This window comes from Nocardioides koreensis, from assembly GCF_039531775.1.
Lineage (GTDB): Bacteria > Actinomycetota > Actinomycetes > Propionibacteriales > Nocardioidaceae > Nocardioides > Nocardioides koreensis.
In genome coordinates, this window is the sequence record NZ_BAAAQR010000006.1 from 99,084 (window position 1) to 113,319 (window position 14,236).

The 14,236-nt window shown below is 72.3% G+C and carries 15 protein-coding genes and 1 tRNA gene; 10 read left to right on the top strand and 6 right to left on the bottom strand.

The window, feature by feature from the left end; genetic code table 11:
- Positions 1 to 24: 24 nt before the first annotated feature.
- Entirely contained in the window at positions 25 to 1,764 is a 1,740-nt protein-coding gene (argS, locus tag ABD268_RS11450) for an arginine--tRNA ligase (protein ID WP_344151721.1), read from the bottom strand.
- A gap of 133 nt (positions 1,765 to 1,897) precedes the next feature.
- Here argS and ABD268_RS11455 point away from each other — a divergent pair, with 133 nt between their 5' ends.
- Both ABD268_RS11455 and ABD268_RS11460 read left to right on the top strand, forming a co-directional pair.
- Positions 1,898 to 3,121 carry an LCP family protein gene (locus tag ABD268_RS11455; protein WP_344151723.1) on the top strand — a complete coding sequence of 408 codons (1,224 nt, stop codon included), beginning with the start codon at positions 1,898 to 1,900 and terminating at the stop codon, positions 3,119 to 3,121.
- A complete protein-coding gene (locus tag ABD268_RS11460; protein WP_344151726.1) occupies positions 3,118 to 3,288 on the top strand; it encodes a hypothetical protein in 171 nt (56 codons plus the stop codon). The genes ABD268_RS11455 and ABD268_RS11460 overlap by 4 nt, the downstream gene beginning before the upstream one ends.
- 20 nt (positions 3,289 to 3,308) lie before the next feature.
- On the opposite strand, the gene ABD268_RS11465 is transcribed toward ABD268_RS11460, so the two are convergent.
- The 3 genes from ABD268_RS11465 to ABD268_RS11475 all read right to left on the bottom strand — a co-directional run bounded on the left by ABD268_RS11465 (position 3,309) and on the right by ABD268_RS11475 (position 4,737).
- A complete protein-coding gene (locus tag ABD268_RS11465; protein ID WP_344151729.1) occupies positions 3,309 to 3,671 on the bottom strand; it encodes an MscL family protein in 363 nt (120 codons plus the stop codon).
- A 54-nt stretch (positions 3,672 to 3,725) separates the two neighbouring features.
- On the bottom strand, positions 3,726 to 4,361 hold the full coding sequence (locus ABD268_RS11470; RefSeq protein WP_344151732.1) for an SAF domain-containing protein: 636 nt from the start codon (positions 4,359 to 4,361) through the stop codon (positions 3,726 to 3,728).
- A gap of 67 nt (positions 4,362 to 4,428) precedes the next feature.
- Entirely contained in the window at positions 4,429 to 4,737 is a 309-nt protein-coding gene (locus ABD268_RS11475) for an FmdB family zinc ribbon protein (RefSeq protein WP_344151735.1), read from the bottom strand.
- Between the two features lie 84 nt (positions 4,738 to 4,821).
- Here ABD268_RS11475 and ABD268_RS11480 point away from each other — a divergent pair, with 84 nt between their 5' ends.
- The gene (locus tag ABD268_RS11480) at positions 4,822 to 7,458 is read left to right on the top strand and encodes a penicillin acylase family protein (RefSeq protein ID WP_344151738.1); all 2,637 of its coding nucleotides are present in this window, start codon (positions 4,822 to 4,824) and stop codon (positions 7,456 to 7,458) included.
- A gap of 20 nt (positions 7,459 to 7,478) precedes the next feature.
- Here ABD268_RS11480 and ABD268_RS11485 read toward each other — a convergent pair whose 3' ends face one another.
- Positions 7,479 to 8,114: a 5-formyltetrahydrofolate cyclo-ligase gene (locus ABD268_RS11485; protein ID WP_344151741.1), complete on the bottom strand. Its 636-nt coding sequence runs from the start codon at positions 8,112 to 8,114 to the stop codon at positions 7,479 to 7,481.
- 22 nt (positions 8,115 to 8,136) lie between these two features.
- Here ABD268_RS11485 and ABD268_RS11490 point away from each other — a divergent pair, with 22 nt between their 5' ends.
- The 7 genes from ABD268_RS11490 to ABD268_RS11520 all read left to right on the top strand — a co-directional run bounded on the left by ABD268_RS11490 (position 8,137) and on the right by ABD268_RS11520 (position 13,443).
- Positions 8,137 to 9,549 carry a UTP--glucose-1-phosphate uridylyltransferase gene (locus tag ABD268_RS11490; protein ID WP_344151744.1) on the top strand — a complete coding sequence of 471 codons (1,413 nt, stop codon included), beginning with the start codon at positions 8,137 to 8,139 and terminating at the stop codon, positions 9,547 to 9,549.
- Positions 9,542 to 10,774, top strand: coding sequence for a molybdotransferase-like divisome protein Glp (gene glp / locus ABD268_RS11495; protein WP_344151747.1), 1,233 nt, complete (start codon positions 9,542 to 9,544; stop codon positions 10,772 to 10,774). Before ABD268_RS11490 ends, glp begins: the two co-directional genes overlap by 8 nt.
- A gap of 10 nt (positions 10,775 to 10,784) precedes the next feature.
- The gene (gene moaC / locus ABD268_RS11500; RefSeq protein WP_344151750.1) at positions 10,785 to 11,264 is read left to right on the top strand and encodes a cyclic pyranopterin monophosphate synthase MoaC; all 480 of its coding nucleotides are present in this window, start codon (positions 10,785 to 10,787) and stop codon (positions 11,262 to 11,264) included.
- On the top strand, positions 11,261 to 11,737 hold the full coding sequence (locus tag ABD268_RS11505) for a MogA/MoaB family molybdenum cofactor biosynthesis protein (RefSeq protein WP_344151753.1): 477 nt from the start codon (positions 11,261 to 11,263) through the stop codon (positions 11,735 to 11,737). The genes moaC and ABD268_RS11505 overlap by 4 nt, the downstream gene beginning before the upstream one ends.
- Positions 11,738 to 11,785: 48 nt before the next feature.
- On the top strand, positions 11,786 to 12,367 hold the full coding sequence (locus ABD268_RS11510; protein ID WP_344151756.1) for a GNAT family N-acetyltransferase: 582 nt from the start codon (positions 11,786 to 11,788) through the stop codon (positions 12,365 to 12,367).
- 100 nt (positions 12,368 to 12,467) lie between these two features.
- Positions 12,468 to 13,295, top strand: coding sequence for a divisome protein SepX/GlpR (gene sepX / locus ABD268_RS11515; RefSeq protein ID WP_344151759.1), 828 nt, complete (start codon positions 12,468 to 12,470; stop codon positions 13,293 to 13,295).
- A gap of 72 nt (positions 13,296 to 13,367) precedes the next feature.
- Positions 13,368 to 13,443, top strand: a tRNA-Ala gene (locus ABD268_RS11520).
- 191 nt (positions 13,444 to 13,634) lie between these two features.
- On the opposite strand, the gene ABD268_RS11525 is transcribed toward ABD268_RS11520, so the two are convergent.
- Positions 13,635 to 13,958: a hypothetical protein gene (locus tag ABD268_RS11525; protein WP_344151762.1), complete on the bottom strand. Its 324-nt coding sequence runs from the start codon at positions 13,956 to 13,958 to the stop codon at positions 13,635 to 13,637.
- Positions 13,959 to 14,236: the final 278 nt, after the last annotated feature.

A 14,236-nucleotide genomic window follows, 5' to 3' on the forward strand; every position in this document is an offset into this window, starting at 1 on the left:
GTCGACGACGAACCCCGACCGTCGCTACATCCGCTCCGGTGCGGTGATGCCCAGCAGCGCCAGGCCCTGCTCGAGCACGGCCAGCGTGACGCCGCACAGCCGCAGTCGCGACCCGCGGACGTCCTCGTCGGGCGCCTTGAGCACCGGGCACCGGTCGTAGAACGCCGTGAACGTCTGGGCCAGGTCGAACAGGTAGGTGCACAGCCGGTGCGGCTCCAGGGAGGCGCCCACCCCGGCGACCACGTCGCCGAACCCGAGCAGCGTGAGCATCAGGTCGCGCTCGGCGGGCTCGGTCTGCAGGATCGGCCGGTCGGGCGTCGACCCGGCCTTGCGCAGGATCGAGCGGATCCGGGCCGCGGCGTACTGCAGGTAGGGGCCGGTGTTGCCGGTCGGTGAGACCATCCGGTCGAGGTCGAAGGTGTACTCGCTGTCGTGGGCGACGGACAGGTCGGCGTACTTCACCGCGCCGATGCCGACCTGGTGGGCGATGACCTTGCGGTCCTCCTCGGACAACGTCGGCTGCGCGTCCGCGAGCACCGCGGCGGCCCGCTCCACCGCCTCGTCGAGCAGTGCGCGGAGCCGGACCGGGGCGCCGCTGCGGGTCCGGAGGATCTTGCCGTCGGGACCGAGCACGTTGCCGATCCGGACGTGCACGACCTCCACCTCGTCGGGCAGCCAGCCGGCCCGGCGCGCGGTCTCGAAGACCATCTGCAGGTGGAGGTGCTGCGGGGCGCCGATCACGTAGAGGATCCGGTCGGCGTGCAGGTCGCGGACCCGGTGCCGGATCGTGGCCAGGTCGGTCGTGGCGTAGCCGTAGCCGCCGTCGCTCTTGCGGATGATCAGCGGCACCGGCCTGCCCTCGCGGCCGGTGTGGCCGTCGAGGAAGACGCACAGCGCCCCCTCGCTCATGGTGGCGATCCCGGCGGCCTCGAGCTCGTCGCAGATGCCGGCCAGCTCGTCGTTGTACGTCGACTCGCCGGCCAGGTCGGCGTCGGTGAGGGTGACGTCGAGGGCGGAGTAGATCGAGTTGAAGTACGACGTGGAGAGGTCGATCAGCTCCTGCCAGAGCCGCAGCGTGTCGGGATCACCCGCCTGCAGCGCCACCACGCGCCGGCGGGACCGGGTCGCGAAGCTCTCCTGCTCGTCGGGCGAGGACGCGTCGAACTTCGCCCGCGCGGCCTGGTAGAAGGTGTTCGGGTCGTCGACCAGGGCCTCGGCCTCGGCGGAGCCCTCGCCGACGTCGAGGAGGTGCTCGATGAGCATCCCGAACGGCGTGCCCCAGTCGCCGATGTGGTTCTGCCGGACCACCCGGTGCCCGAGGTGCTCGAGCGTGCGGGCCAGGGCGTCGCCCACGACGGTGGTGCGCAGGTGCCCGACGTGCATCTCCTTGGCGACGTTGGGCGCGGAGTAGTCGATCGGGACGACCTGCTCGGCCTGCGTCGGGACCCCGAGGCGGCCGTCGCCGGCCAGCGCCGTCGTCCGCTCCGCCAGCCAGTCGCCGCGCAGCGTGAGGTTGACGAAGCCGGGACCGCTGACCACCGGCGCCACGCAGACGTCCGCGACGTCGAGGTGCTCGACCAGGGCCTCGGCGACGGCGCGCGGGTTGCTGCCCAGCCGCTTGGCCAGGGCGAGGGCGACGTTGGCCTGGTAGTCGGCGAACTGCGAGGGGCGCAGCACCGGGTCGGTCCCGGCGTGCTCCGGCCCGAAGGCGGCACCCAGCGCGCGCTGGAGGCGGTCGGTGAGGACGTTTGCGGGGCCGGTCACGCGGGCAAGGTTAAGCCTGGTCCCGGCGCACTTGTGCCCGGGTTTGTCGGAACCGGGAGGCCAACGGCACTATTTGGAGATTGCGCGTAGGTTCGACCTGCGCCGACGCTGTCCCGAGCCCCGAGGTGGATGCATGTCCGACGCTGAGCCGACCCGCGCCCAGCCGGAGCCGACCGCGCCCAAACGCAAGGGACGCACCCGCAAGAGACACACCGTCGCGAAGGTGCTCATCGCCTCGCTCGTGGTGCTGGGCATGGTCACCGGTCTCTCGGTCGTCTTCATCTACCGCCACCTCAACGGCAACCTGAACGTCGCCGACCTCACCGGACAGCTCGGCAGCGACCGGCCCGACAAGAAGGCAGTGGAGGGCCCCAAGGAGCCGCTCAACATCCTGGTCATGGGCTCCGACGCCCGCGACTGCGACGGCTGCAACATCGACAACCTGACCGGGATGGGGGAGCGCTCGGACACCACGATCCTGCTGCACCTCTCGGCCGACCGGACCCGCGCCTACGGGATCAGCATCCCGCGCGACTCGATGGTCGACCGGCCGACCTGCAAGAACGAGGACGGCGAGGACATCCCCGGCGGCCAGCACGTGATGTGGAACGAGGCGTTCTCGGTCGGCGGCCCGGCCTGCACGATGCGCCAGTTCGAGCAGCTCTCCGGCGTCCGCCTCGACCATTTCGTCGTGGTCAACTTCGAAGGCTTCAAGGACATGGTCGACGCCATCGGCGGCGTCGAGGTGTGCATCCCCGAGCCGATCGTCGACCCCTCGCACGGCATCAACCTGCCGGCCGGCACCCGCAAGCTCGAGGGCGTCCAGGCCCTGAACTACGTGCGGGAGCGGTACGTCGTCGGCAACGGCTCCGACATCGGCCGGATGAAGCGGCAGCAGGCGTTCATCGCCTCGATGGCCCACCAGGTCGTCTCCGCCGGCACGCTCTCGAACCCGATCAAGGTCGTCAGCTTCCTCGAGGCGGCCACCAAGTCGCTGACCCTCGACGAGCAGATCGGCAGCCTGAAGAAGATCGGCCAGCTCGCCTACGAGTTCCGCGACATCGGGCTGGACAAGATCCAGTTCCTCACCATCCCGAACACCGTCGACCCCGAGGACCCCAACCACCTGGTGTGGACCCCCGAGGCCAAGCGGGTGTGGCACAAGATCGTCGACGACGAGCCGCTCACCAAGCGCCTCGCCACCGACGTGATCACCGCCGGGAACGTCCCCGGGTCCGGCAGCCCGTCGGGCGGCTCCTCCGGCTCGCCCTCCGGCGGCGGCAACGGCGGCGGGAACGGCGGCGGCAGCCAGGCGCCGGACGCCCAGGCGCTGGCGGATGCGGGCCTCTGCGCGTGAGCGAGGAGACCGACTGGGAACGCCGCAGGCGGCTGGCCGCGGTCTTCGGTGAGGTGCTGCCCGAGACCACGGGCGACGAGCGGGACCCCGAGTCACGCCCAGGCCTCACCGGCGAGGACGCCGGTGAGGCCTGGCTGAAGGCCCAGGTCCCGCCGCACCACGGCTAGGGTGCCCTAGGAGCAGTCTCCTAGAGCTGCTGGCGCGCGACCAGCAGGTCGCGGATCTCCTGGAGCAGCTGGACGTCCTCGGGGGTGCCCGGCTCCGGGCTGGGGAAGTAGCGGTCCTTGGCCTTCGTGTACGGCATCACGATGAAGAAGTACACGACGGCCGCGATGATCAGGAACGAGATCAGGGCCGTGATCCAGGCGCCGACCGAGACGCCCCCGGGGCTGTAGTCGGAGAAGTTCGGCGTGCCCCCGACCTTGCCGATGAGGTCCATGATCAGGGTGACCGTGGCGGTCACCACCGCGGCGAACGCGGCGGCCATGATGAACGCGACCGCCAGCTCGACGAGATTGCCACGCAGGATGAAGTTCTTGAACCCGGTCATCGATGTGCTCCTAGTCAGCCGACGTGCCCGCCCCGTTCGGGGAGTGCCTGCACGCTAGTCGGCGTAGACGAAGGTCAGGAAGTACCGGACCGAGGCGTCCGCGATGCGGGGCACGTCGGCCGGCCCGGCACCGACTACCACCAGTCGCCCCGGCAGGCCGCCGGCAGCCGCCTCGTCCGGGGCCGGCGCCGGCAGGGCGAGGACCGGGACCCCGGCGGCCACGACCGAGGCACCGGAGCCCTGCGGGTCGGCCGCGACCAGGTCCACGCGGTCGCCGACGCGGAGCAGCCCGGCCATGCCCGCGTCCGGCAGCCGCACCGGAACCGCGGTGCGGCCCGGGTAGCCCGCCGCCAGGGCGGGGCCGACCAGGCGGACGTCGGTCACCGGCTCGCCGGCGCGCACCGGTGCGGCCACCATGCGCCCTTCAGGGGCGTCGTCGAGCCCGGCCGGGACCGTCCCTGGCGCGAAGAGCGCCTCGGTCAGGTCGCCGGCGCCGATCACCGAACCGGGCGCGAGGTCGTGGGCCGCGACGAGGACCCCGACCCGCGGGGGTGGGGGAGCGGCGGCAGCGTGGATCCCGGTGGCGACCGCGACCGCGGTCAGCAGCGCGGCGAGCAGCCGGCGGCGGCGCAGCACGGCACGGCGTACCGCCCGGGCGAGGCGGGTGAGACGGTCACGGGGCGAGGCCATGGCCTCGACCGTAGGAGTTCTCGGCCCGGCGCGAGCCGGCTCTCCACAGGCCGGCCGGCGGCCGGTGTCAGTCCTTGGTGGCGCTGGCCGCGGCCGGCTTGCTCTCGGTCTTCGGGGCGGAGCCCGACGAGGACGAGTCCGACGAGCCCGACGAGGAGTCGCTCGAGGACGACGACGCGGTCGACGTCGAGGAGCCCGACGAGCGGCTGTCGGTGCGGTAGAAGCCCGAGCCCTTGAAGACCACGCCGACGGCGTTGAAGACCTTGCGCAGCCGCCCGTCGCACTCGGGGCAGACCGTCAGCGCGTCGTCGGAGAAGCTCTGGAACTGTTCGAAGGCGTGGCCGCACTCGGTGCAGGCGTACTGGTAGGTCGGCACGATTCTCCTCGGGGGCGACACTCCTGGGCTGGCACTCGGCCCTGGCGACTGCCAATGATACGTCACGGCAGAATGTCCGGCACCATGAGCGACCAGCCCGGTTCCCCCGCCTCGGTGCCCCCGTCCACGCCTCGTCCCGGTATCCGCGACTGGTGGCGCAGCTTCCTGCGATGGCCACGGGTCGCCCGGATCACGACGTACGTCGTCGTCGGCCTGGTGCTGGTGCTGGTGGTCGCCCTCGTCACCGGCGCGGTGCTGGTGCGCCGGCCGTTCCCGCAGACCAGCGGGTCGGCCGAGCTGGCCGGCCTCGGGGCGGACGTCGAGGTGGTCCGCGACGACCACGGCATCCCGCAGCTCTACGGCGACTCGGTCGCGGACCTGATGCGCGCGCAGGGCTACGTGCACGCCCAGGAGCGGTTCTTCGAGATGGACGTGCGCCGGCACGCGACCGCCGGGCGGCTCGCCGAGATGTTCGGGGAGAAGGCCCTCGACAGCGACGAGATGGTCCGCACCATGGGCTGGCGGCGGGTCGCCGAGCAGGAGCTCGCGCTGATCAAGCCCGAGACCCGGGCCGCGCTGGAGGCCTACGCCGACGGGGTCAACGCCTACCTCGACCAGCACTCGCCCAGCCAGATCGCGGTCGAGTACACGGTGCTCAACGCCGGCGGCCTGGACTACCGGCCCGAGCACTGGACCGCGGTCGACTCGCTGGCCTGGCTCAAGGCGATGGCGTGGGACCTGCGCGGCAACATGACCGACGAGATCGACCGGGTGCTCGCGCTGGCCGACCACAGCGCCGAGCAGGTGCAGGAGCTCTACCCCGCCTACCCGTACGGCGAGCACGCGCCGATCGTCGGGCAGGGCGCGGTCGTCGACGGGATCTTCGACCAGGCCGCGACCCAGGGCGCCACCCGCAAGCCGCAGCGGCCGGCGTACACCGCCGGTGCCCGCCGGGTGCTGAGCCGGCTGCAGGCCGGGATCGAACGGATGCCCACGCTGCTGGGCCGGGGCGACGGCATCGGCAGCAACAGCTGGGTCGTGGACGGCGACCACTCCGCGACCGGCGAGCCGCTGCTGGCCAACGACCCGCACCTCGACGCCAGCCTGCCGGGCGTGTGGATGCAGATGGGCCTGCACTGCCGGACGGTGTCGGAGGACTGCCCGCTCGACGTCGCCGGCTTCACCTTCTCCGGGGTGCCCGGCGTGATCATCGGCCACAACGCCGACATCGCCTGGGGCTTCACCAACCTCGGCCCGGACGTCACCGACCTCTACCTCGAGCGGGTCCAGGGCGACCGGTGGCGCTACGACGGCAAGCTGCGCCCGCTGCGCACCCGCACCGAGACCATCAAGGTGCACGGCGGCGACGACGTCGAGCTCACCATCCGCTCCACCAGGCACGGACCGCTGCTCTCCGACGTGTCCGACCAGCTCACCGACGTGGGCGAGGAGGCGCGGGTCGACGGACGGCCCGACGAGGAGACGTACGCCGTCGCGCTGGAGTGGACCGCGCTGCACCCGTCCGCGACCGCCGACGCGGTCCTCGAGCTCGACACCGCCACCGGCTGGGACTCCTTCCGGGCCGCGGCCGCGGACTTCGCGGTGCCGGCGCAGAACCTCGTCTACGCGGACACCGAGGGCCACATCGGCTACCAGGCACCCGGCCGGATCCCGATCCGCAAGTCCGGGAACGACGGGCTGCTGCCGGTGGCCGGGTGGCGGCCCGAGAACGACTGGACCGGCGACTACGTGCCATTCGACGGGCTGCCCAACGTGCTGGACCCCGAGGAGGGGTTCATCGTGACCGCCAACCAGGCGGTGATCGGGCAGGACTATCCCTACCGGCTCACCGACGACTGGGACCAGGGCTACCGGTCGCAGCGGATCCGGGACCTGCTCGACAAGGAGGGCGAGCTGTCGGTCGACGAGATGCTCGACCTGCAGCTCGACGACCGGAACCCGATGGGGCCGGTGCTGACGCCGTACCTGCTCGACGTGGACCTCCCGCGGGGCTACTACTCCGACGGGCAGCGGCTGCTGCTGCACTGGGACTTCGGCCAGCCGGCGGACAGCGCGGCCGCGGCGTACTTCAACGTGGTGTGGAGCAACCTGCTGCGGCTGACCTTCCAGGACGAGCTGCCCGAGGACCAGTGGCCCGACGGCGGCGACCGGTGGTTCGCGGCGGTCAGCCACCTGCTGGCCACGCCCGCCGACCCGTGGTGGGACGACGCCGCGACGGACCGGGTCGAGACCCGCGACGACATCCTGGCCGAGGCGCTGACCACCGCCCGCGACGAGCTGACCCGGCGGCAGGACGTCAGCGCGGACGAGTGGAGCTGGGGCCGGCTGCACCGGCTCGACCTGCACCAGGCGGCGCTGGGGGAGTCAGGGATCGGGCCGGTGGAGTGGCTGGTCAACCGCGGGACGTGGCAGGTCGGCGGCGGCAGCGCGGCCGTCGACGCCACCTCGTGGGACGCCTCCGAGGGGTACGCCGTCACCAGCGCGCCGTCGATGCGGATGGTGGTCTCGGTCGGCGACTTCGACAAGTCCCGCTGGATCAACCTCACCGGCGTCTCGGGGCACCCCTTCGACGGCCACTACACCGACCAGACCGACCTCTGGGCCGACGGCGACACGCTGCCCTGGCCGTTCACCCCCTCGGCGGTCCACGACGCCGCCGAGGACACGCTCACGCTGACGCCCGCCGAGGCGGGGGAGTAGGGGGTGGGCACGTTTCCCGGTCAGCCGGGGAAACTTCCTGGCCCCAGCACCCGGATCCCGGCCGGGCCGGCGGCGGCCACCACCGGACGGTCGTGCGGCTCGGCGGGGACGTCGAGGCCGATCTCGTCGTCGTAGAGCAGGACGCAGGTGAAGGTGCCGACCGGCACCCGCGCCAGGGCCCGGTCGTAGGAGCCGCCGCCGCGGCCCAGGCGCAGCCCGTCGGGGTCGACGGCCAGGCCCGGGACCAGCACCACGTCGGCGGTGGCGACGGCGTCCCGCCCCAGCCGCTCGCTGACCGGCTCGAGCAGTCCCCGGCGGGCGGGCACCAGCGTGCCCTCGCCGCGGTAGGGGGCCCAGTCCAGGTCGCCGTCGGGCAGCAGCACCGGCAGGATCACCCGCTTGCCGGCCTCCTCCAGCCCGTCGAGGAGATGGCCGGTGCCGGGCTCGTTGCCGATCGAGACGTACGCCGCCACGGTGGCCGCGCGGCGTACCTCCGGGGCGGCCAGCAGGTGCGTGGCGATCGCCCGCGCGCAGGCCCCCACCTCGGCCAGCGACCGCCGGTTGCGGCGGGTGAGGAGCTGGTCGCGCAGGGCCAGCTTGGCCGCCGCGCCGGCCGATCCCGGGAACGGATCCGAGGGCATTTGCGGCGCGACCACCAGACAAGCCTACGATCGACTCATGGGTAGCGCTGGGTTGCACCGGGCACGCGACAAGATGGCTGACGCGGGCGTCGACGAGATCGCCATCGAGACGTTCGCGCACTACTACCGGCTGCTGGAGCACGGCGAGACCGGCATGATCCCCGAGTCGACGATCGAGCCGGTCGACATGGAGAAGCTGGCCGACGTCGAGGTCTCCGACGAGGACGCCTCCGAGGCGATCCGCAAGACCGTGGTGATCAAGCTCAACGGCGGGCTCGGCACCTCCATGGGCATGGACCGCGCCAAGTCGCTGCTCTGCGTGCGCCGCGGGCTCTCCTTCCTCGACATCATTTCTCGGCAGGTGCTGCACCTCCGCAAGGAGTACGACGCCACGCTGCCGCTGATCTTCATGGACAGCTTCCGCACCTCCGCGGACACGATGGAGGCCCTGGCCCGCTACTCCGACCTGCCCGTCGAGGGGCTGCCGCTGGAGTTCCTGCAGAACAAGGAGCCCAAGCTGCTGGCCAAGGACCTCGCGCCGGTGAGCTGGCCCAAGGACCCCGACCTCGAGTGGTGCCCTCCGGGCCACGGCGACCTCTACACCGCCCTGCGCGGCACCGGCCTGCTGGACCGGCTGATCGAGGCCGGCTACGAGCGGGTGTTCGTCTCCAACTCCGACAACCTCGGCGCGGTCCCGGACGCACGGGTGGCGGGCTGGTTCGCCACCTCGGGCGCGCCGTTCGCGATCGAGGCGGTGCGGCGCACGCCCTCCGACCGCAAGGGCGGCCACTTCGCCCGCCGCAAGAGCGACGGCCGGATCGTGCTGCGCGAGACCGCGCAGACGCTGGACGCGGACAAGAAGGCGCTGGCCGACCTCGACCGGCACCGGTTCTGCTCGACCAACAACCTCTGGTTCGACCTGGCCGCGATGAAGCACGCGCTCGACGTGCGCCAGGGCATCCTCGGGCTGCCGCTGATCCGCAACGTCAAGAACGTCGACCCCAGCGACAAGTCGACGCCCGAGGTGATCCAGGTGGAGACCGCCATGGGCGCGGCGATCGAGGTGTTCGAGGACTCGCGCCTGATCGAGGTCGGCCGCGACCGGTTCGTGCCGGTGAAGACCACCAACGACCTGCTGGTGCTGCGCTCCGACGTCTACGACCTGGGAGACGACTTCGTGCTCGACCAGGTCGCGGACGACCTGCCGTTCGTCGACCTCGACGCCGACCACTACAAGCTGGTCGGCGAGTTCGACAAGCGCTTCCCCGAGGGCGCGCCGTCGATGAAGAAGGCCACCGCGCTGCGGGTCGAGGGTGACTGGACCTTCGGGCACGGCGTCGAGGTGATCGGGGAGGTCAGGCTCGAGGCGGGCAAGGCCCAACGCGTCGACGCCGGCGCGGTGCTCTCCGACGGGCAGTCGGGGACGCCGGCGGGCGGGTCGCATGGCTGACCAGCTGACGACCGTCGAGGACCACCTCGAGCGCATCCTGGGCTCCATCAGGCCGCTACCCGACTTCCCGCAGCCGCTGATGGAGACCCTCGGCCTGGCCGCGGCCGAGGACGTCGTCGCGCCGATCCGGCTGCCGTCCTTCGACAACTCCGGCATGGACGGGTACGCCGTGTGCCACCGCGACGTGCTGACCGCGTCCGAGGAGTCCCCGGTGCACCTGCCCGTGGTCGGCGAGATCGGCGCCGGCCAGGCGCAGCTGCTGGCGATGTCGCCGGGCACCGCGGTCAAGATCATGACCGGTGCCCCGGTCCCCGCCGGCGCCGACACCGTGGTCCCCTACGAGTGGACCGACCGCGGCGTCGCGCAGGTGCGGATCGGTCGCGCCCCCGAGGCCGGCCAGCACGTGCGCCGCGCCGGCGAGGACGTCGACGAGGGCGACCTGCTGATCGAGCACGGCACCGTCCTGGGCCCGCGTCACCTCGGGCTGCTGGCCGCCGTGGGCCGCGCCACCGTCCGGTCCCGCCCCCGGCCGCGGGTCGTGATCATCTCGACCGGCTCCGAGCTGCGCGAGCCCGGTCAGTCCCTGGGCCACGACGCGATCTACGACGGCAACTCGTTCCTGCTCGCCGCCGCGGCCCGCCGGGCCGGTGCGATCGCCTACCGGGTCGGGATCGTCCCCGACGAGCCGCGGGCGTTCCTCGACGCGCTGGGTGACCAGCTGGTGCGCGCCGACATCGTCGTCACCAGCGGCGGGGTCTCCCAGGGCGACTACGACGTCGTCAAGGAGGCGCTCGCGCCGCTGGGCAGCGTGTGGTTCGGCGGGGTCGCGATGCAGCCGGGGAAACCGCAGGGCTTCGGGCTGGTCGGCGAGGACGAGACCCCGATCTTCACCCTGCCCGGCAACCCGGTCTCGGCGTACATCTCCTTCGAGATGTTCGTGCTCCCCGCCGTCCGCAAGCTGATGGGCAAGGCACCGTACTCCCGGCCGACCACGCGCGCCCGCCTCACCAACCCGATCTCCTCCCCGGCGGGGCGGCGGCAGTTCGTCCGGGGCGAGTACGCCGTGGACCGCGGCGGGCCGCACGTGGTGCCGGTCGGCGGCCACGGCTCGCACCTGATCGGTGACCTCGCGTCGTCCAACGCGTTGATCGTGGTGCCCGAGGACGTCACCTCGGTGTCGGCCGGCGAGCAGGTGCAGGTCCTGCCGCTCGACGAGGACTTCTGAGGGGAGCCCGATGGATCGCCTGACCCACGTGGACGAGGCCGGCGCGGCCCGGATGGTGGACGTGTCCGGCAAGGACGTCACCGCCCGGACCGCGACCGCGACCGGCCGGGTGCTCGTCTCCGCCGAGGTCGTCGCGCTGCTGCGCGGTGCCGGCGTGCCCAAGGGCGACACCCTCGCCGTGGCCCGGTTGGCCGGGATCATGGGCGCCAAGCAGACCCCGTCGCTGATCCCGCTGTGCCACCCGCTGGCGATCTCGGGGGTCACCGTCGACCTGACCGTCACCGACGAGGGCGTCGGAATCGCCGCCACCGTGAGGACCACCGACCGCACCGGCGTCGAGATGGAGGCGTTGACGGCCGTGTCGGTCGCCGCGCTCACCGTCGTCGACATGGTCAAGGCCGTCGACAAGGCGGCCGTGATCACCGACGTGCGGGTCGAGACCAAGACCGGCGGCAAGTCCGGCGACTGGGCGCGGGAGAGCGCCTCGTGAGCCTGCGCGCCGAGGTCGTGGTCGCGTCCAACCGCGCCGCGGCCGGGGTCTACGCCGACGAGACCGGGCCGCTGATCGTCGACGCCCTCACCGCACTGGGGTTCACCGTGGGCGCGCCCGTCGTGGTGCCGGACGGGGAGCCGGTCGGTGCCGCGATCGCCGCCGCCGCCGAGGGCGGGGCCCGCGTCGTGCTCACCACCGGCGGCACCGGCCTCACGCCGACCGACCGCACCCCCGAGGTGACCCGGCCACTGCTGGACTTCGAGGTGCCGGGCATCGCCGACGCGATCCGCGCCCACGGCGTCGCCAACGGCGTACCCACCGCCGTGCTGTCGCGCGGCCTGGCCGGCGTGGTCGGCTCCTGCCTGGTGGTCAACCTGCCCGGCTCGCGCGGGGGCGTGAAGGACGGCCTCGCGGTGCTGCAGCCGATCCTCGTGCACGCCGCGGAGCAAGTCGTCGGGAGCGACCATTGAGGCACAGCGTCGGGAGCGACCATTGAGGCACCGCGCCGGGGGCGCGCGGTGAGCGCGTGGCCGGTGTGGCTGACCTCGGGCGAGGTGACGCTGCGGCCACTGGCGTACGGCGACGCGCGCGCGTGGCGGGCGACCCGGCGCCGCAACGCCGTCTGGCTGCGGCCGTGGGACGCGACCGTCCCGCCGGGTGCCGACGCCCGGCCCTCGACGTTCCACTCCCTGGTGTGGCGGCTCAACCGCCAGGCCCGCGCCGACACGACGTACCCCTTCGCGATCGAGGTCGACGGTGCCTTCGTCGGCCAGGTGACGGTGAACAACGTGGTGCGCGGGTCCGCGCAGTTCGCGTCGGTGGGCTACTGGCTGGACCGTGAGTACGCCGGCCGCGGGATCATGCCGCGCGCGGTCGCGATGGTCATCGACCACTGCTTCTTCACCGCCCGGCTGCACCGCATCGAGATCGCGATCCGGCCGGAGAACTCCAACTCGCTGCGCGTGGTCGAGAAGCTCGGCATCCGCGAGATCGGCTACGCCCCGCTCTACCTGCACATCGACGGGGACTGGCGCGACCACCGGCTCTACGCCGTCACCGTCGAGGAGTGCCCCGAGGGGATGCTGGCCCGGCTGGAGTGAGCGCGCGGGCCGCAACTTTCTCACCAGTCACACGAGTCTTTTTGCGACACACCTGTGGACATCCGCGGGCCCGTGCGCTAGCACTCCTAACCTCTGAACCGTGGACCCCAGCGCGCTCATCTTCGTCGCCCTCGCCGTAGCGTGGGCCGTCTACCTCGTCCCCAAGGCGCTCCGGCAACATGACGAGGCGGTGCGCAGCCGCTCGGTCGAGCGCTTCTCCCACACCATGCGGGTGCTGGCGCGCCGCGAGCCCGTCGACCGGCGCAACGCGCGCCTGGTCGTCACCCCGGGCCGGCCCGCGTCCACCGCGGTGGTGACCACCAAGCCCGCGTCCGCGCGGCCCGACGTGGCGCCCGTCGCCGAGGCCACGCCGGCCCAGCTGCGGACCCGCCGCGAGGCCGCCAACCGCGCCGCCCGCCGGCGGCGCCGCGTGCTCGGCACGATCCTGCTCGCGAACGTGGCCGTGCTGGCGCTGGCCGCGTTCTCCGTCATCGCCTGGGGGTACGCCGCGATCCCGGCCGGCCTGCTGGTGGCCTGGCTGGTCGCCTGCCGCCTGATGGTCCGCCAGGAGCGGGCCGTCCGGTTCCCCGTGGCCCGCACCCGTCCGGCCTCGTCGGTGCCCGCCGCGGACGCCGAGGTCGAGGGCGAGGTCGCCGAGGGGGACGACTGGACCGCCGACACCTCCTCGATGCCGGCCGCGATCGTCGACCCGACCCTGTGGGACCCGGTGCCCGTCACGCTCCCGACGTACGTCACCAAGCCGGCCGCCACCCGCCGCACCGTGCGCACCATCGACCTCGACGACACCGGCGTGTGGACCTCGGGCAACACCTACGCCGACTCCCAGCTCGCGCGTGAGGCCGAGGAGGCCGACCGGGCCCGCAAGTCGCACGCGCAGGACGCCGACCAGCGCGCCGTGGGCTCCTGACGCAGCGTCCGAACCGATTGGGAGCGGCCCGGCAACGGGTGCTAACGTTCCCTCCGCGTCTTCGGACGCACTGGGGCTGTGGCGCAGTTGGTAGCGCGTCTCGTTCGCAATGAGAAGGTCAGGGGTTCGAATCCCCTCAGCTCCACCAAAGTGTGCGGGGTCTTTGCGAAACGCTCGCTGAGCGTTTGTGAAACCCAGAGGCACAAAGAGAGCCGCTGTCTTCGAGTCGAAGGCGGCGGCTCTTGTGCTGTGCTGGGGTCGTTCGGCGGCCCGCGATGGCCGGTCAACGGCGCGGGGTGGGCCGGTGAGGCCGCCTGACCAAGGGCGAGCGTCTTGTTCCTACGCCTCTGAGGCGCGGTTCTGCTGGTGCCGCCGACGGTTGCGAGCACGGACGCCTTCCGTGATGGCGATCGCAATCACGGCGAGAACGAGGACCGCCGCAGACCACATGACCCCTTCGAGGCCCGCCAGGTCGCACTCGCCACCGAAGTCGGGTCCGCTGCACTTGGTTGCCTCGAAGTGCGCCATCCCGGCGAAGAAGGCAGCGACCACGGCGACAATCAGGGCGAATGCGTAAACGCCCATCCTTGCCCAGGCCGACATCGTGTTGGCGGTGTCGGCGGGCCCCGCGGTCTCGTTCCGCGGGTCGGTGTTGGGGCTCATGCCTGTGCTCACTCTTTCGGTTCTTCGCCGCGCGTGGCCGACGAACAAGGACTCCTGGGACATTGTGACCGTCACGCTGGACGAATGAGCCCGCATCGGTCGCACTGCCGTCTCCTTCGGCCGTACCCGATGCGATCCGAGCGTCACGCGCGCTTTCCGACGGCTGATGGGTTGCCCACTTCCTGGAGACATGCGGAGAGCGGCGGGGGATTCTGGCCGAACGGCTGTGGGATTGGGCCCGTCACCGGGCTACGTCGCCGCAGGTCGGCCGGTTTCGC